This window comes from Pseudomonas syringae pv. tagetis (genome assembly GCF_022557255.1).
Lineage (GTDB): Bacteria > Pseudomonadota > Gammaproteobacteria > Pseudomonadales > Pseudomonadaceae > Aquipseudomonas > Aquipseudomonas caricapapayae.
The window spans coordinates 2,906,254-2,923,191 of record NZ_CP092923.1; the positions used below are offsets into that span (position 1 = coordinate 2,906,254).

13 protein-coding genes and 1 pseudogene are annotated in these 16,938 nt (G+C 58.5%); 5 read left to right on the forward strand and 9 right to left on the reverse strand.

Features of this window, described 5'->3' with window-relative positions; translation table 11 throughout:
- The first annotated feature begins 94 nt into the window (after nt 1-94).
- From MME58_RS13025 to nfuA, 3 genes are all read left to right on the forward strand, one after another.
- Nucleotides 95-2,401 (forward strand): fatty acid cis/trans isomerase, encoded by a 2,307-nt coding sequence (locus MME58_RS13025; protein WP_055006331.1) that lies wholly within the window; start codon nt 95-97, stop codon nt 2,399-2,401.
- A gap of 180 nt (nt 2,402-2,581) precedes the next feature.
- Nucleotides 2,582-3,604 (forward strand): acyltransferase family protein, encoded by a 1,023-nt coding sequence (locus MME58_RS13030; protein ID WP_054988715.1) that lies wholly within the window; start codon nt 2,582-2,584, stop codon nt 3,602-3,604.
- A 70-nt stretch (nt 3,605-3,674) separates the two neighbouring features.
- On the forward strand, nt 3,675-4,268 hold the full coding sequence (gene nfuA, locus MME58_RS13035) for a Fe-S biogenesis protein NfuA (protein ID WP_054988714.1): 594 nt from the start codon (nt 3,675-3,677) through the stop codon (nt 4,266-4,268).
- Between the two features lie 69 nt (nt 4,269-4,337).
- On the opposite strand, the gene MME58_RS13040 is transcribed toward nfuA, so the two are convergent.
- Genes MME58_RS13040 through MME58_RS13055 form a run of 4 tightly spaced genes read right to left on the reverse strand, consistent with a single transcriptional unit; the run spans nt 4,338 to nt 9,943 of the window.
- A complete protein-coding gene (locus MME58_RS13040) occupies nt 4,338-6,287 on the reverse strand; it encodes an acetyl/propionyl/methylcrotonyl-CoA carboxylase subunit alpha (protein WP_055006330.1) in 1,950 nt (649 codons plus the stop codon).
- Nucleotides 6,284-7,144 (reverse strand): gamma-carboxygeranoyl-CoA hydratase, encoded by an 861-nt coding sequence (locus MME58_RS13045; protein ID WP_055006344.1) that lies wholly within the window; start codon nt 7,142-7,144, stop codon nt 6,284-6,286. The genes MME58_RS13040 and MME58_RS13045 overlap by 4 nt, the downstream gene beginning before the upstream one ends.
- Nucleotides 7,145-7,158: 14 nt before the next feature.
- Nucleotides 7,159-8,766 carry a carboxyl transferase domain-containing protein gene (locus MME58_RS13050; protein ID WP_055006329.1) on the reverse strand — a complete coding sequence of 536 codons (1,608 nt, stop codon included), beginning with the start codon at nt 8,764-8,766 and terminating at the stop codon, nt 7,159-7,161.
- Nucleotides 8,767-8,779: 13 nt separating this feature from the next.
- Nucleotides 8,780-9,943 carry an isovaleryl-CoA dehydrogenase gene (locus tag MME58_RS13055; protein ID WP_054988711.1) on the reverse strand — a complete coding sequence of 388 codons (1,164 nt, stop codon included), beginning with the start codon at nt 9,941-9,943 and terminating at the stop codon, nt 8,780-8,782.
- Between the two features lie 233 nt (nt 9,944-10,176).
- On the opposite strand from MME58_RS13055, the pseudogene MME58_RS13060 reads away from it, so the two are divergent.
- A pseudogene (locus MME58_RS13060) lies at nt 10,177-10,436 on the forward strand (hypothetical protein).
- A gap of 284 nt (nt 10,437-10,720) precedes the next feature.
- On the opposite strand, the gene MME58_RS13065 reads toward MME58_RS13060, so the two are convergent.
- From MME58_RS13065 to MME58_RS13075, 3 genes are all read right to left on the reverse strand, one after another.
- Nucleotides 10,721-11,620 carry a hydroxymethylglutaryl-CoA lyase gene (locus tag MME58_RS13065; RefSeq protein ID WP_055006328.1) on the reverse strand — a complete coding sequence of 300 codons (900 nt, stop codon included), beginning with the start codon at nt 11,618-11,620 and terminating at the stop codon, nt 10,721-10,723.
- 34 nt (nt 11,621-11,654) lie between these two features.
- Nucleotides 11,655-12,047 carry a MerR family transcriptional regulator gene (locus tag MME58_RS13070; RefSeq protein ID WP_055006327.1) on the reverse strand — a complete coding sequence of 131 codons (393 nt, stop codon included), beginning with the start codon at nt 12,045-12,047 and terminating at the stop codon, nt 11,655-11,657.
- Between the two features lie 165 nt (nt 12,048-12,212).
- Nucleotides 12,213-13,142 carry a LysR family transcriptional regulator gene (locus MME58_RS13075; protein ID WP_055006326.1) on the reverse strand — a complete coding sequence of 310 codons (930 nt, stop codon included), beginning with the start codon at nt 13,140-13,142 and terminating at the stop codon, nt 12,213-12,215.
- Between the two features lie 182 nt (nt 13,143-13,324).
- On the opposite strand from MME58_RS13075, the gene MME58_RS13080 reads away from it, so the two are divergent.
- Entirely contained in the window at nt 13,325-14,554 is a 1,230-nt protein-coding gene (locus MME58_RS13080; protein ID WP_055006325.1) for an acyl-CoA dehydrogenase, read from the forward strand.
- 12 nt (nt 14,555-14,566) lie between these two features.
- Here the strand turns inward: MME58_RS13080 and MME58_RS13085 are convergent, their stop codons facing one another.
- Nucleotides 14,567-15,910, reverse strand: a complete 1,344-nt coding sequence (locus tag MME58_RS13085; RefSeq protein ID WP_055006324.1) for a substrate-binding domain-containing protein — start codon at nt 15,908-15,910, stop codon at nt 14,567-14,569.
- Nucleotides 15,911-16,029: 119 nt separating this feature from the next.
- A complete protein-coding gene (gene xthA / locus MME58_RS13090) occupies nt 16,030-16,842 on the reverse strand; it encodes an exodeoxyribonuclease III (protein ID WP_055006323.1) in 813 nt (270 codons plus the stop codon).
- Between the last annotated feature and the right edge of the window lie 96 nt (nt 16,843-16,938).

The following is a 16,938-nucleotide window of genomic DNA, read 5'->3' on the forward strand; positions in this document are numbered from 1 at the left end:
GGTGGTGTTGCGCCTTTTGCATGAAAATCATTCATGTTGATCGCAATGAGGCCCGAGTAGAATTGTGCCATTTTAATATCAGGGCCTACGGGATATGCCGCACCGTTTGTTGGCAAGTGTCATCTTGCTTTTTATCTGCTGTGCTGCCCAGGCCCAGACACCCTCCGCTACACCTGCACCCCCGGCCATCTCCTACGTAAAGGATATTCAGCCGATCCTCACCCAGAAATGCGTAGCTTGCCATGCCTGCAACGATGCTCCCTGCCAACTGAATCTGGGCAGTGGAGAGGGCGTGAGCCGTGGTGCGAGCAAAACCCCGGTGTATCAGGGCGAACGCAGTGAGGCGGTGGCGCCGACCCGGCTGTTTTACGACGCACGTGATACCGATGCATGGCGCGGTAAAGGCTTCTACTCAGTGCTGGAGGCTCAGGGCAGCCAGGCAGCACTGATGGCGCGCATGATTGATCTCGGGCGTAGCGCGCCGTTACCTGCCAACAGCAAAATCCCGAATGAGATTGCACTGGGCATCAATCGCGAAAATGTCTGTCCGTTGCCCGGCGAATTCGACGCCTATGCTGCTGCTCATGCGCAACAAGGCATGCCGCTGGCCGTGGCCGGCCTTACCGACGCCGAATACCAGACGCTGCAGCGCTGGCTGGCTGCCGGTGCGCCAGTCGAGCAACAGGCTATTACTCCGAGCGTTGCCGAGACAGCGCAAATCAATGCCTGGGAGGCGCTGCTCAATCAGCCAGGCGCGAACCAGGCACTGGTCGGCCGCTGGCTGTTCGAGCACCTGTTTCTGGCGCATATCTATTTCGAAGACGGTGAAGCGGGGCATTTTTTCCAGTGGGTACGCTCGCGTACTCCAAGCGGCAAACCTGTCGATCTGATCGCGACCCGGCGTCCCGACGACGATCCGGGTAGTGACGTCTATTACCGACTCGTCCCCGTACAGGGTGTGATCGTTCACAAGACTCACATTACCTATGCCATGAGCCCGCAGAAGCTGGGGAGGGTCAGGCAGTTGTTCTATGGCAGCGACTGGAAAGTCAACGCCTTGCCGGGCTACGGGCCGGGTCATCGGGCCAATCCGTTTCTGACCTTCGAAGCGATTCCAGCAGCGGCGCGTTATCAGTTCATGCTCGATAACGCTGAGTACTTTGTCCGCACCTTCATTCGCGGGCCGGTCTGTCGCGGGCAGATTGCGACCGATGTGATTCGTGATCAGTTCTGGGTGTTGTTTCAGGACCCGTCGCGCGACCGGTATATCACCGATGCTAGCTATCGTGGGCAGGCGACGCCTTTACTGGCCATGCCAGGTCAGAACGACGACGTTGGCAGCGTGCTCAGCCTGTGGCTGTCTTATCGGGACCGGCGCAACCAGTATGAAGACCTGCGTCGCGACAACTACGCGAAAATGCCCGCGCCGGGGTGGAGTACGCTGTGGGCTGGCAATGACAACGCCTTGCTGACTGTTTTCCGTCATTTCGACAGTGCGTCTGTCAATAAAGGCCTGATTGGCGATGTGCCGCACTCCATGTGGTTGTTCGACTTCCCGCTGCTGGAGCGCACCTATTACCAGTTGGCAGTGAACTTCGACGTCTATGGCAACGTGTCGCATCAAGCCCAGACGCGTTTGTATTTCGACCTGATTCGCAACGGTGCTGAAATCAACTTCCTGCGCCTGATGCCTGCCGATCTGCGTGAAGGCATGCTCGACGATCTTTACCAGGACGGCGGCAAGATCAAGATGTGGCTGGATTACCAGAAGATCGATGACGATACGCCGAGCGGCATCAAGCTCAATGAAAAGGCACCGCAGCGCGACTTTGCGTTCAAACTGATCGAGCGTTCGGGCAGCCTGAACGCCGCGCCAGATCCGATCAATCGCTGTAGCGGGGCGTATTGCTCGCGTCCGGATCTCGACCGCGGCTTTGCCCAGGCTGAGCAGATGCTCAGCCGTTTGACGTCACGCCCGGCGGCGGCCCTGAAAGTCATCGATCAATTGCCGGAAGCGAGCATATTGCGCATGGAGGGCAGCAACGGCAAGCGTTTGATCTACAGCATGCTGCGTAACCGCGCGCACAGCAACGTAGCGTTTCTGCTGGGCGAGTCGTATCGCTATATACCGGGTCTGGACACACTGACTGTCTATCCTGGGGTACTCAGCAGCTACCCGAACTTCATATTCAACATTCCGGTCGCCCAGATGCCTGCTTTTGTCGATGCCATGGAGCAAAGCAAGGATCAGACGAGCTTCGAGCAAATCGTGCAGCGCTGGGGTGTGCGTCGGACTCATCCGCTGTTCTGGATCTATTTTCACGATCTGAACCGCTATATTCAGGAAACTGAACCACGCGAAGCAGGTGTACTGGACATGAATCGCTACGAAAACCTCTGAAAACAGGGGACTTGCGCCGCAGACCCCACGTGGAACATGGCCTGCAGCCATCGTTACTTCCTGAACGAAACGTATCTTGGGCGACCTTTTTTTTGAAACAGTGGTCCGAAATGGTGCGCGTCATCGACCGGTCCGTCGAACCGTCGATGATTGAAAGTCAGGCAGTAGAGGTTTTTTGTGATGTTGATTTCAGTTCAGGCCCTACGGGCGTTCGCAGCGTGGGTCGTGGTGTGCCATCACTTCATGCAGATTTTTTTCGATTTCAAGGCCAGTGGCCCGGTGGGCCAGTTCTTTGTGTCAAAAGGCGCGGTCGGGGTCGATATCTTTTTTGTCATCAGCGGTCTGGTTATCTTTTTGTCTACGCAGAACAGTGATATGCCTGCAAGGCGGTTCATTCTGCATCGTCTGATTCGCATTGTTCCCGCTTACTGGCTGTACACCGCCGCCATGGCGTTGCTGTTGCTGATCGCTGCACCGATGCTCCCGCACCAGGTGATCGGCTGGCAGAACTTCCTCCTGTCGCTGGTGTTCATTCCGTCCGAGAATCCCGGGGGCTACGGGCTGTATCCGACGCTCAACGTCGGCTGGACGCTCAATTATGAAATGTTTTTCTACCTTCTGTTCTCGATGGTGTTTCTTTTTCGGCAACGTCATCGACCTCTGATCATTGCTGCCGCACTGTTTGCCGTCAGCGAGGTTCTGGCACGTGCCGGATTGATCAGCCGGTTCTATGGCAATGACATCATTTACGAATTCCTGTTGGGTATCGGCATTGGCATTCTCTACCGCCGTGGCTGGATCAGGCAGGCGCGATGGCTGCCGCTGGCGGGTATTGCGGTAGGGCTGTATGCGATCAACCACCTGACCAACGAGCAGCGCCTGCTCAACTGGGGCCTGCCCAGCGCCTTGATTGTGTTGTCGTGTATCTCGCTGGAGCCTTATTTCCAGGGCAATCGTCTGCTCAAGGTGCTGGGGGACTGTTCTTATTCGGTCTACCTGCTGCACGTGCTAGTGCTGTACGGCGGCTTGCTGATGGCGCAGCGCTTTGGGCTCAGCCCCTATGTGGTCTTCGCGTTCTGCGTTCCGATCATCGCCATCGGTGCCTGGGTCAGTTACGAGTGGATCGAGAAAGGCCTCTATCGTCGGATGAAGGGCTGGCTGGATGGACGTCGAACGCTCAGTCGCGCGCAAGCATTAACCTGACAAAAATACTGGGACTTTGTGTGGCGCGGCCGATTGGCGTAAACTGCTGGCACGTCTGCGAGGAATTTTCATGACCGCTATCACTATTACCGACGCCGCCCACGATTATCTGGCCGATCTGCTGGAAAAGCAGAATACCCCGGGCATAGGCATCCGAGTATTTATCACCCAGCCCGGCACTCAGTATGCCGAAACCTGCATCGCTTACTGCAAACCGGGTGAAGAAAAGCCGGAAGACAAGGCCATCGGCCTGAAAAGCTTCACTGCCTGGATCGATGGTTTCAGTGAAGCCTTTCTGGATGATGCCGTGGTTGACTACGCCACTGATCGCATGGGCGGCCAACTGACCATCAAGGCACCCAATGCCAAAGTGCCTATGGTCAATGCCGACAGCCCGATCAATGAGCGCATCAACTATTATCTGCAAACCGAGATCAATCCGGGCCTTGCCAGCCATGGTGGTCAGGTGACACTGATCGATGTGGTTGAAGAAGAAACCAGGAATATTGCCGTCCTGCAGTTCGGTGGCGGTTGCCAGGGCTGCGGTCAGGCTGACGTCACGCTGAAGGAAGGCATCGAGCGCACGTTGCTTGAGCGCATTCCCGAGCTGTCCGGCGTTCGCGATGTCACAGACCACACGCAGAAAGAAAACGCTTATTACTAGGCGGGTTCTTGTTGCATAAAAAACGCCCTGATTATTCAGGGCGTTTTCATGTTCGGCAGCCAGCGGATGTCAGTCCATCTCCACCAGCACTGCGCCCTCTGTGACCATTTCACCCTCGCGGCAGTAGAGCGCTGAAATCACGCCGGCCCTGGCTGCGCGGATGCTGTGTTCCATCTTCATGGCTTCCAGCACCACCAGTTGCGCTCCGCACTCGACCGCCTGGCCCACTTCAACCAGCACACGCACGATGCTGCCATTCATCGGCGCTGTCAGACCGCCGTGCTGACCCTCAGCGGCATCTGTCTGAGCAATGGAGTCCAGCCTGCTGACGCTGTACAGATCGCCTTGCCAGGCTAGATAAAGTTTATCGCCACGACGTATCGCCAGATGTGTGCGGCGCGTTCCGTCGTGCTCGACATGCAGATGCTCGCCGACGAGTTTGAACAGCGGGGCGCTACTGTCGCGCAAGCAGACGCTTCGCCTCTGGCCGTTGCAGTTCAGTTGCAGATCTGTTTCCGCAGGCAGTCCGGCGCGGAAGCCTGTAGCAACGGCCCAGGGCGAGTGCACATCGGCCTTATCGATTCGTGCCGGTTCACTCTGGCGATAGGCCTCGGCAGCGGCCTGCCAGAACGTTGCGCACAGCTCGCTGGCTGGCGGCAACAATGCGGTCTGATGGCGAGGGATGAAGCCGGTATCCAGTTCGGCGGCAGCAAACGCTGGATCGGCGATGATTCTGCGCAGGAACGCCAGGTTGGTCCTGACACCACCCACAGCGAACTCATCCAGCATGTCCAACAGGCGCAGGCGCGCTTGTTCACGGTTTTCGCCCCACGCAATCAGCTTGCCGAGCATAGGATCATAGAAGGTTGAAATGCTGTCGCCCTCGGCAACGCCGCTGTCCACACGCCTGCCGGGGCCGGGCAAAGGCTCTTTGTAGAGCGTCAGCGTGCCGGTTGCTGGCAGAAAGTCATTGGCCGGGTCTTCGGCATACAGCCGGACTTCGATGGCGTGACCGATCAGCGGCACTTGCTCCTGGGTAATGGGCAGCGGCTCACCTCTGGCGACTCTGATCTGCCATTCGACCAGGTCCAGTCCGGTGATGTACTCGGTCACCGGGTGTTCCACTTGCAGGCGCGTATTCATCTCCATGAAGAAAAACTCGCCGCGTGCATCCAGCAGGAACTCCACCGTGCCTGCACCTACATAGCCGATGGCCTGAGCAGCCTTGACCGCCGCGTCACCCATGGCTTTGCGCAATTGTGGTGTCAGGCCGGGTGCTGGCGCTTCTTCAACGACTTTCTGGTGCCGACGCTGAATCGAGCAGTCGCGTTCATTCAGATAGAGACAGTGACCGTGGCGGTCGGCAAATACCTGAATCTCGACATGGCGTGGAGTGAGTACGTATTTCTCCACCAGCATCCGCGCATCGCCGAACGAGGAGAGCGCCTCTCGCTGAGCGGAGGCCAGCGCTTCGGCCAGTTCGCCGGTGTGTTCAACCACCTTCATGCCTTTGCCACCGCCACCTGCCGTGGCTTTCAACAGCACCGGGTAACCGATGCGCTCGGCGGCGGCGCGGAACGTCTCGATGTCTTGTTCATCCCCGTGATAGCCAGGCACCAACGGCACACCTGCCTGTTCCATCAACGACTTGGCTGCGGATTTGCTGCCCATGGCGTCAATGGCAGAGGCGGGCGGCCCGATGAAGATCAGCCCGGCCTCTTCAATAGCGCGCGCAAAGTCGGCATTTTCGGACAAAAAACCATAGCCGGGGTGGATCGCTTGCGCGCCGCTAGCCTTGGCCGCGTCGATAAGCTTGTCGATCGCCAGGTAGCTCTCTGTGGCCTTGCTGCCCCCCAGGTTGACGCAAATGTCGGCTTCACGGCTATGACGTGCGTTCCGGTCGATGGCGCTGTGCACGGCGATCGTGGTCAGCCCCATGCTTTTCGCGGTCCGCATGATGCGACAGGCAATTTCACCACGATTGGCGATCAGCAATGAAGTCAGCTCGGGCGTGCTCATGGTTGCGAGTCCTTCTGGGAGGCTTTTCGGGCTGCGGGCTCTGCGACAGGTTGATCGTCGCCTCCCTGCCAGCCGGGCGTGCGTTTCTGCAGGAACGCACGCAGGCCTTCCTGGCCTTCGGCGCTGGTGCGGATACGGGCGATGGCGCTTTCACAGTAGCGACGCAATGCGGGTGTCAGTTCGCCGCTGCCGACTTCGCGCAACAGTTCCTTGCTGACCCGCATGGCCTGCGGGCTGTTGAGCAGCAGATTGTCGATCCAGTCCTGGGCGCGGGCTTGCAATTCGGCGGCCGGGCAGCACTCGGCGATCAGACCTATCTGCTGTGCTCGCTGACCGTCGAAACGCTCGGCAGTCAGGGCATAGCGTCGCGTCGCACGCTCGCCGATGGCCTGCACCACAAACGGACTGATAACCGCTGGTGCCAGGCCAATGCGCACTTCCGACAGGCAGAACTGCGTATCCACCGCAGCGATGGCCATGTCACAGCAACTGATCAGGCCCAGTGCGCCGCCGAATGCCGCGCCTTGTACCACCGCAAGCGTCGGGATTTTCAGCCTGGCGAGGCTGTACATCAGCTCTGCCAGTTCGCGTGCATCGTCCAGGTTGGTGTTGTAGTCCAGGTCAGTTGCCTGCTGCATCCACGCCAGATCGGCACCGGCACTGAAATGCCTGCCATGCCCACGCAACAGCAGGAAACGCAGGCTGGCATCCGCTTGTACCCGCTCCAGCGCGAGAATCAGCTCGCGGATCATCTGCGCGTTGAAGGCATTGTTTTTGTCCGGCCGGTTCAGCCACAACGTGGCAAAGCCGCGCGGGTCGATGATCAGTTCAAGGGTTGCGAATGAAGTCGAAGTCATGGTCATTTCCCGGCTCACATCCGGAACAGGCCGAAAGTGGTAGGTTCGATAGGCGCATTGAGCGAGGCGGAGAGGGCAAGCGCGAGAACGTCGCGGGTTTGTGCCGGGTCGATAACCCCGTCGTCCCACAGACGGGCACTGGAGTAATAAGGGTGTCCCTGATGCTCGTACTGATCGAGAATCGGCTGCTTCAACCCGGCTTGCTGTTCGGCGCTGAACGCCTGGCCGGCACGTTCTGCCTGCTCGCATTTGACCTGCACCAGCACGCCGGCAGCCTGCTCGCCGCCCATCACGCCGATTCGCGCATTGGGCCACATCCACAGAAAGCGCGGATCATAGGCGCGGCCACACATGCCGTAATTGCCTGCGCCGAAACTGCCCCCGATGATCACCGTGAATTTCGGTACTTTCGCGCAGGCCACCGCCGTCACCAGCTTGGCTCCATGCTTGGCGATACCGCCGGCTTCATACTTCTGGCCGACCATGAAGCCGGTGATGTTCTGCAGAAACAGCAGCGGAATTCCCCTTTGGCAGGCCAGTTCGATGAAGTGCGCGCCTTTCTGCGCCGCCTCTGCGAACAGAATGCCATTGTTCGCCAGTATCGCGACCGGGTAGCCATGCAGGCGGGCGAAGCCACAGACCAGCGTGGTGCCGAATAGCGCCTTGAATTCATCCAGCACCGAGCCATCCACAAGACGCGCGATGACTTCCCTCACGTCAAACGGCTGTTTTGTGTCGGCCGGAATGATGCCATAAAGCTCCTCAGCCTCGTACAGCGGCGCTGTGGAGGGCGCGGCGTTCAACAGACCCTGCTTGCGCCAGTTGAGGTTGGCAATGCTGCGGCGTGCCAACGCCAGTGCATGCGCATCGTTGTCGGCATAGTGGTCGGCAACGCCAGAGGTGCGGCAATGCACATCGGCACCGCCCAATTCTTCAGCGCTGACAACTTCTCCGGTGGCCGCTTTCACCAGTGGCGGGCCTGCCAGAAAGATGGTCGCCTGCTGACGCACCATGATCGCCTCGTCGGCCATCGCCGGAACATAGGCACCGCCCGCAGTGCAGGAGCCCATGACCACGGCGATCTGCGGAATGCCTAGCGCGCTCATGTTGGCCTGATTGAAGAAAATCCGCCCGAAGTGCTCGCGATCCGGAAACACCTCGTCCTGGCGGGGCAGGTTGGCGCCACCGGAGTCAACCAGGTAGATGCAGGGCAAGCGGTTCTGCTGGGCAATGGTTTGCGCGCGCAGATGCTTTTTGACAGTGAGTGGGTAATAGGAGCCGCCTTTGACCGTTGCGTCATTGGCGATGATCATGCACTCGACGCCTTCGACACGGCCAATACCGGCAATCACTCCGGCCGCCGGAACCTCTTCGCCATACACCTCATGCGCGGCGAGCTGGCCTATTTCCAGAAATGGTGAACCGGTATCCAGCAGTTGGTTGATACGCTCGCGGGGCAGCAACTTGCCACGTGACGTGTGACGCTCCTGGGCCTTGAGGCCGCCGCCTTGCCGGACTTTGCTCAGCAGCGTGCGGAGCTCTTCGACCTGCTTGAGCAGCGTAGCGCGGTTAAGGGCAAATTCCGGCGAGCGGGCGTTGATTCGGGTCTGCAGAATAGTCATGGCAGCTCCACAATCAGCGGGTTTCGTTGAACAGTTCGCGACCGATGAGCATGCGCCGGATTTCGCTGGTGCCTGCGCCGATCTCGTAGAGCTTGGCGTCACGCAGCAGCCGTCCCGCCGGGAACTCATTGATGTAGCCATTGCCGCCCAGAATCTGGATGGTATCCAGCGCCATCTGCGTAGCGCGTTCAGCGCTGTAGAGGATAACGCCCGCTGCGTCCTTGCGTGTGGTCTCGCCACGATCGCAGGCCTGGGCGACTGCGTACAGGTAGGCCCGACTGGCATTGAGCTGGGTGTACATGTCGGCGACCTTGCCCTGAATCAGCTGAAACTCGCCGATGCTCTGGCCGAACTGTTTGCGGTCATGGATGTAGGGCACCACCACGTCCATGCAGGCCTGCATGATCCCGGTCGGCCCACCGGAAAGCACTACACGTTCGTAGTCGAGACCGCTCATCAGGACTCGGACACCACCGTCGAGTACACCGAGCAGATTTTCCTCGGGCACCTCGACATCGTCGAAAAACAGCTCACAGGTGTTGGAGCCGCGCATGCCCAGCTTGTCGAACTTGTTTCCGCGCGAGAAACCTTTCCAGTCCCGCTCGACGATGAACGCACTGATGCCATGCGCAGCCTTTTCCAGATCGGTCTTGGCGTAGATCACATAGGTATTGGCGTCGGGCCCGTTGGTGATCCAGGTCTTGCTGCCGTTGAGCAGGTAGCGATCACCGCGCTTGTCGGCGCGCAGCTTCATCGACACCACATCCGAGCCTGCATTGGGTTCGCTCATGGCCAGTGCGCCGATATGCTCGCCGCTGATCAGTTTCGGCAGGTATCTGGCTTTCTGTGCCGGGGTGCCGTTACGGTTGATCTGGTTCACGCACAGGTTGGAGTGGGCACCGTAGGAAAGCGCTACGGATGCAGAGCCGCGGCTGATTTCTTCCATTGCCACGACGTGCGCAAGATAACCCAGACCCGCGCCACCGTATTCCTCGCTGACGGTGATCCCCAACACGCCTAACTCGCCGAATTTGCGCCACATGTCGACGGGGAACAGGTTGTCCTTGTCGATTTGCGCAGCACGTGGGGCAAGTTCTGCGGCAACGAATGATTGCAGCTGGTCGCGCAACATGTCGATGGTTTCGCCCAAGGCGAAGTTCAGGCTGGGGTAACTCATGGAACGTTCCTTTTTTTGTTCTTGGGTGGCGTTTGTTCTTGAAGGCGCATAGAGGGCGAACAAGCCATGACCTTTACGTTAACGTAAACCTGTCGGATTAAGCTGTCAACGTTGATGCCAATGCATGCGCAAAACGATCGAGGACTGCCTGGCAGGGGGAGGGGCGAAGGAATGAGGGAGCGTCTGGCTGGCGGAAAGCACGAAGGGGAGCCTGGGCTCCCCTTCAAGGTGTATTGCTATGCTCTTTATTGTTTTTCGGGAGGCCTGTTGTTGCTTTTGGCGACCTGACCCTTTATCTCTTTTTTCGAGCGGTCCGCAGGCGGGACCAAGAGCAAACGTATTTTTTTGAGCGCTGATCAGACTTTCATCGTATTGATCCAGCCAGTTCCGGAGCTGCCTGAGGGCAGTTTTATTGTTCTCTGCCTGGCTGCGAACAACCTGCAATCACTGCACGTAGTTCTGAAAAGCTGTCCACTTCAAAAAAATCTGTTAGCTACGCCTCTGTCCGTGTTGTTCTTGTTATGTCAGAGCCGGTACGTGTTGTTTTTATTGGGTTGATGCGTGTTTTTATTTTTGTTGTACAAAGGATATAGCAGGACCCGTGCCAGTTTTTAAATCCTCCCGTAAAGCCAGGGGCTGAGCGTTTGTGCAATGCAGCGGGCCATCTGATTCTGTCGTCGAGTGTTTCTGTGTTACCCGTTTGTCTCGATGTGCTGCGGCGGCAGGGTAACACTCTGTGACAAGTTGTCGCACCCTGTTACCGACAGGTGACATTCCTTACGCTGACAGCCGAGCCCTGGCCACGCGCGAGCCATTGTCGCGTTGCAGCACTTCGCAGATGCGCTGGCCCGCCGCAATGACCTGTTCCAGATCAACACCGGTTTCGATGCCCATACCGTGCAACATGTACAGCACATCCTCCGTGGCGACGTTGCCGCTCGCACCCTTGGCGTAAGGGCAGCCACCGAGGCCCGCGACGGAACTGTCGAAGACCTGGATGCCTTCCTCAAGGCTTGCATAGATGTTCACCAACGCCTGGCCATAGGTATCGTGGAAGTGTCCGGCAAGCCTGCCGCGCGGGATCTGCGCAGCGACAGCGTCGAACAGTGCCCGGGTCGCTTGCGGCGTACCGGTACCGATGGTGTCGCCCAGCGAGATTTCATAGCAACCCATTACGTGCAGCTCGTTGGCGACGACGGCGACTTGTCGAGGCGAGACATTGCCTTCGTAAGGACAGCCCAGCACACACGACACGTAACCCCTGACCTGCACGCCATGCATCTGCGCCGCAGCCATGATGGGCGCAAAGCGCTCCAGACTTTCGCTGATCGAACAGTTGAGATTACGTCGGGAGAACCCTTCGGTCGCCGCCGCAAACACTGCGACCTCTCTCACACCCGCCGCCAGTGCATCCTCGAACCCGCGCAGATTAGGTGCCAGGGCCGAGTAGATCACGCCTTCACGGCGCTGGATCCGTTCAAAAACCTGGGCAGAGCCAGCCATCTGTGGCACCCATCTGGACGAAACAAAGCTGCCGACTTCTATGTGGCCCATTCCAGCGGACGTGAGGTCATCCACCAGCCGCACCTTGTCGTCAACACTGATGGGTTGCGCTTCATTCTGCAGGCCGTCACGCGGACCGACCTCAACGATATTCACCTTTTGCGGAAAAGCCATGGCAGCGCCTTATAGTCAGTCAGTGCGGACGAGGTCAGTGAGCAGTGGCAATAGTCTTATCCATTTCAGCCCGACAGCGCTCTTCGGCGGTGTCCAGCTCCAGTTGCATCTGCCGGATATCCAGCAACTGCTGTTCAAGCTGCTCGCGGCGCTCGGCGATCTTGCCGAGCATGGTCTGCAACTGTTTCTGGTTGCCGCCGGCAGGGTCATAAAGCGAGATCAGTTCCTTGCATTCAGCCAGTGAAAAGCCGATGCGCTTGCCGCGCAGAATCAATTTCAGAGTGACTTTGTCACGGGCGGTGTAGATACGCTCCATACCCTTGCGCTCAGGGCTGAGCATGCCTTGCTCCTCGTAAAAGCGGATCGCGCGTGTGGTGATATCCAGCTCTCGGGCGAGCTCGGAGATACTGTAGGTCTGACTGCTCATGGCATCGCTCGGCGGAGTACATGGCACTAAACCTAAAGGTTGCTTTACGTAAGCGTCAAGCAGAAGTCGTGGTGAATGGGCGCGTCTGGCCGCGCCCATTTGGCTCGAAAACACTTTAATATTGATCAATAACTACTTTAAAAACATAACCTTGGGGGTTGTATTTCATGATTTTTCAAGGTTGTGTTCCTGTGCCACTACCCGTTGTGAGAGCTCGATGATCTGCTCGCGCATCCAGCGATTGGCCGGATCCTGATCAGTGCTTTCATGCCAGTACAGGTGGGTTTCGACGGACGGAACATCGTTGACCGGCAGGTGGACATAGTGCAAGTCGTTACGCCGGGCGAAGCGTTCCGGCACTGTCATGACCATGTCGGTTTGCTGCAATACTTGTGTGGCCATCAGGTAATGCTGCGAGCGCAGCGCGATTCTGCGCTGGATGCCCATTTTGCCGAGCGCCAGGTCCACGTGGCCGAGCCCGCTGCGGCGACTGGAAATATGAATGTGCGCCTGGCTCAGATAATCATCCAGTGTCAGGGTGACTTTGTTGGCCAGAGGATGAGCCTTGCGCATGCCGCACACATAGCGATCTTCCATCAGCTTGACATGCCGGACCTGCGGGTCGGTATTGAGCGGCGCATCCACGGCGAAGTCGAGGCGACCGGCCGCCAGCTCCTTGGTAGTTTCCCTGCGTTTGGACAGAAAACTCTCGATAGTGACGGCGGGCGCAAGGCGTCGCAGCCGCTGGAAAAGCACCGGCAGGATTACCGCCTCGGTCAGATCGGTCATGCTGATGCGGTAGTTCTTGTTGGCCTGCAGCGGATTGAATATTCGGCTTTCCTGCACCGACACCCTGAGCAATGAAAGCGCGTTGCGCACCGGGCCAATAATGTTCTGCGCCATGGGGGTAGGCACCATGCCCTGTGCTGTACGCACAAACAACGGGTCATTGAAGGTTTCTCGCAACCGCGCCAGAGCGTTGGACACCGCAGGCTGGGTAATGCCGACGATCTGCCCGGCGCGGGTCAGATTGGCTTCGGTGTAGATGGCGTCGAAGACAATGAAAAGATTGAGATCGACCTTGCTCAGGTTCATTGATGGGCGCCTCGTGCTGTTATTGTGATTCGCTGTTCGGCAGGCTGGGATGCCGCAACGATGGTGGATCATATATCGGTTATAAATGTTTATACACGCCGAGAATAGATTAGATAAATGTACGGTGTTTCTCTAGCATCAGGCTGATGAATTCGACACCCTGATCGAGAAGGTAGTGGCCCATGGATTTTGCGTATTCCCCGAAGGTGCAGGCCCTGCGTGAGCGCGTTACAGCGTTCATGGACGCCTACGTGTACCCAGCCGAGCCGATTTTCGATCAGCAAGTGGCCGAAGGGGACCGCTGGCAGCCCACTGCGATCATGGAAGAACTCAAGGCGCGTGCCAGAGCGGAGGGTCTGTGGAATCTGTTTTTGCCGGAGTCCGGCCTTGGCGCCGGGCTGAGCAATCTGGAATATGCGCCGCTGGCGGAGATCATGGGGCGTTCGCTGCTCGGTCCCGAGCCGTTCAATTGCTCGGCGCCGGACACCGGAAACATGGAAGTATTGGTTCGCTACGCCAGTGAGGAGCAGAAAGCGCGATGGCTGGAGCCGCTGTTGCGCGGCGAGATTCGTTCCGCCTTTGCCATGACCGAACCTGAAGTCGCTTCATCGGACGCCACCAATATGGCTGCACGTGCCGAGCGTGAGGGCGACGAATGGGTGATCAACGGGCGCAAATGGTGGACATCCGGTGCCTGCGACCCGCGCTGTAAAATCCTGATTTTCATGGGCCTGACCAATCCCGATGCGCCGCGTCATCAGCAGCACTCGATGATTCTCGTCCCGGTCGACACGCCGGGTGTGAAGATCGTCAGACCGCTACCGGTGTTCGGTTACGACGACGCACCACACGGGCATGCAGAAGTGCTGTTTGATAACGTCAGGGTCCCTTTTGAAAACGTATTGCTGGGTGAGGGGCGGGGCTTTGAAATCGCTCAAGGGCGGCTGGGGCCAGGCCGCATCCATCACTGCATGCGCTCCATCGGCATGGCCGAGCGGGCACTCGAGTTAATGTGCAGGCGCTCTATCGACCGGGTTGCCTTTGGCAAACCGCTGGCGCGGCTGGGCGGCAACATCGACAGGATTGCCGACTCCCGCATGGAGATCGACATGGCCCGCCTGCTGACTTTGAAAGCGGCTTACATGATGGACACGGCTGGCAACAAGGTCGCCCGGAGTGAAATCGCGCAGATCAAGGTCGTCGCGCCGAACGTGGCGCTGAAGGTCATAGATCGGGCGATTCAGATACATGGCGGGGCGGGTGTTTCCAATGACTTCCCCTTGGCCTATATGTACGCCATGCAACGCACACTGCGCCTGGCAGATGGCCCCGATGAAGTGCATCGGGCCGCAGTCGGCAAGTATGAGCTGGGCAAGTACCTGCCAACTGATGTGGTGCGTAGCCGGACCTGAACCGCTGGCCGGTCACTGCACCCAGACCTCGACCCGGCGGTTCTTGATCCGCCCGTCGTCGATATCATTGGTGGCTACTGGCATTTCGTCACCCATGCCAACGATGTCGCGGAACGTTACGCCGCTTTTCAGCAGTTCTCGACGCACGGCCATGGCACGCAGCCTTGAAAGCAGCGCTGCGCGTGCCGGGTCACTCTTGGCGTCGCCAAAGCCGACCAGCGTCACATGCTGATTGAGCTTGTCGCTGGCCTTGAGGTACTCGGCTACCCGTTTGAGGTCCTGCTGCGCCTTGTTGTCCAGCCTCGCACTGCCTTGGGCAAAGCGAAAGTTGACTGACAGGCGTTCGGCCTTGCGCGCCAGCGCCTGATAATCCACGGGCATTTGTGCGGTTGGCTGCACCTTGAGTGCCTGCACAGTCTGTGCGACGAAACCACTCTGCGCCACGATGTCCTGACCCCCGGCGCTCTGCGCGAAACGCACAAGCGCCTGGGCCCAGCGCTGATGAGCCGAGGCGGGCACATAAAAATACAGTCGTCGCGACAGCGGGTAGTCCTCGGTGGCAATCAGGCTCACGGTCGGCAGCATGGGCCTGGAATCGCCATCGGCAATGGCCACCGCTCTGGCATGCCTGACGGAAGGCAGTCCGGTGAAGCCAATGCCATTGATATCCTTGCTGACCTCGTCGGAGAGCTGTTCGCTGGATTCGAAGCGCGCGGCTGCGCCAGACAGATTCTTGCCGTACTTGGTCAGTACCAGCTCCTTGAACGTTTCGTAGGTGCCAGACTTTTCATCACGCACATAAAGATGAATCACGCCCGGATTGCCGCCCACTTCGCTCCAGTTCCTGACTTCCCCGCTGAAAATACGCGCCAGTTGAAGTGTATCCAGCTGTCTCACCGAATTGCCGGGATGCAGAATCACGGCAACGCCATCAATGGCAATGGTCTGCTCGCTTGCCGCGCTTTTCAGATCGCCAAGGTCTGCCAAATCCTTGGCTTCCTGATCCTTGATCGGCCTGGAAGAGGCCGCGATATCGGCGTTGCCTGCTTTCAGCGCAGCAAATCCGGTGCCTGATCCGTGTGCGGCGATCTCGACGCTGACCGTTTGCCCGGCTGCAGTTGTGCCCACGACACGCTGTTCATTGATGACGTTGCCAGCAAGAGTCTGTACCGATTGCAGGCCTTGCTGACGCATCAACCCTTCAACCAGCGCGGGACCTAACTGGGCATTGATGGTGTTGGAGCCTTGAATGCGCAAGGCAGGTATCTCGCCAGCAGGCACTGGCAGTGCCGCCAGCACAATGGCGGGCAGGGTAGCGCTCGACAGGGTCAGCGCCGTTAGCAAAGCGCGCAACATCGGCGTCACCATGAGTCACGGGAGGTTGCGGGAGAATAAGACAGAAAGGTTGCAGGAACATGACGATTGCTCGACCGCTGCGTGCGACCCGATTCTGGGTCGCGCGACATGGTGCCTGCTCAGTTCAACTCCAGCCAGATCGGCGCATGGTCCGAAGGCTTTTCCATACCGCGCAAGTCGTAGTCCACGCCGGCCGCCTTGATGCGCGGCTGCAGACCGATAGAAGTCATGATCAAATCAATGCGCAGCCCGCGTTTGGGCTCGTCTTCAAAGCCCCGGCTGCGGTAGTCGAACCAGCTGAACCTGTCGATGACCTCCGGGTAAAGGTAACGAAAGCTGTCCACAAGGCCCCAGTTTTTCAAGCGTTCCATCCACTCGCGCTCTTCCGGGAGGAAGCTGCACTTGCCGGTTTTCAGCCAGCGTTTGGCATTGTCGGCGCCGATGCCGATATCGCAGTCCTGCGGTGAGATGTTCACGTCGCCCATGACGATCAGCGGCTGGTCGTTGCTGAAGCGGCTTTCGAGCAGCGTTTGCAGGTTCTCGTAAAAACGCTGTTTTGCCGGGAATTTGGTGGGGTGATCGCGGCTCTCGCCCTGCGGAAAGTAGCCATTCATGATGGTTACCGGCTGGCCATTGCTGTCAGCGTAGGTACCCCATATGAAGCGTTTCTGGGATTCCTCGTCGTCTCCCTCGAACCCCTTGTGCAGGGCTATTGGCGGATTGCGCGACAGCAGGGCAACACCGTAATGGCCTTTCTGGCCATGAAAGTGCACGTGATAGCCCAGCGCTTCGACGTCCGCGAGTGGGAATTGCTCGTCCGAAACCTTGGTTTCCTGAAGACCGATCACGTCCGGCTGGTGTTTGTCGATCAATGCCGCCAACTGATGAGGTCGAGCGCGCAGACCATTGATGTTGAACGAGACGATTTTCATAAAACAGCGGTCCTGAGCAAAAACAAACAGCGATGCTAGCTGACCTGTCGTTTCAGGACCAGCGCCATGTCCGACACTGCCCGGCTGCGTGCACGC

Excerpts from the sequence above, each read along its gene's own strand:
- MME58_RS13025 (WP_055006331.1), top strand. The coding sequence starts at position 95 with ATGCCGCACCGTTTGTTGGCAAGTGTCATCTTGCTTTTTATCTGCTGT.
- MME58_RS13030 (WP_054988715.1), top strand. The coding sequence starts at position 2,582 with ATGTTGATTTCAGTTCAGGCCCTACGGGCGTTCGCAGCGTGGGTCGTG.
- nfuA (WP_054988714.1), top strand. The coding sequence starts at position 3,675 with ATGACCGCTATCACTATTACCGACGCCGCCCACGATTATCTGGCCGAT.
- MME58_RS13040 (WP_055006330.1), bottom strand. The coding sequence starts at position 6,287 with ATGAGCACGCCCGAGCTGACTTCATTGCTGATCGCCAATCGTGGTGAA.
- MME58_RS13045 (WP_055006344.1), bottom strand. The coding sequence starts at position 7,144 with ATGACTTCGACTTCATTCGCAACCCTTGAACTGATCATCGACCCGCGC.
- MME58_RS13050 (WP_055006329.1), bottom strand. The coding sequence starts at position 8,766 with ATGACTATTCTGCAGACCCGAATCAACGCCCGCTCGCCGGAATTTGCC.
- MME58_RS13055 (WP_054988711.1), bottom strand. The coding sequence starts at position 9,943 with ATGAGTTACCCCAGCCTGAACTTCGCCTTGGGCGAAACCATCGACATG.
- MME58_RS13065 (WP_055006328.1), bottom strand. The coding sequence starts at position 11,620 with ATGGCTTTTCCGCAAAAGGTGAATATCGTTGAGGTCGGTCCGCGTGAC.
- MME58_RS13070 (WP_055006327.1), bottom strand. The coding sequence starts at position 12,047 with ATGAGCAGTCAGACCTACAGTATCTCCGAGCTCGCCCGAGAGCTGGAT.
- MME58_RS13075 (WP_055006326.1), bottom strand. The coding sequence starts at position 13,142 with ATGAACCTGAGCAAGGTCGATCTCAATCTTTTCATTGTCTTCGACGCC.
- MME58_RS13080 (WP_055006325.1), top strand. The coding sequence starts at position 13,325 with ATGGATTTTGCGTATTCCCCGAAGGTGCAGGCCCTGCGTGAGCGCGTT.
- MME58_RS13085 (WP_055006324.1), bottom strand. The coding sequence starts at position 15,910 with ATGTTGCGCGCTTTGCTAACGGCGCTGACCCTGTCGAGCGCTACCCTG.
- xthA (WP_055006323.1), bottom strand. The coding sequence starts at position 16,842 with ATGAAAATCGTCTCGTTCAACATCAATGGTCTGCGCGCTCGACCTCAT.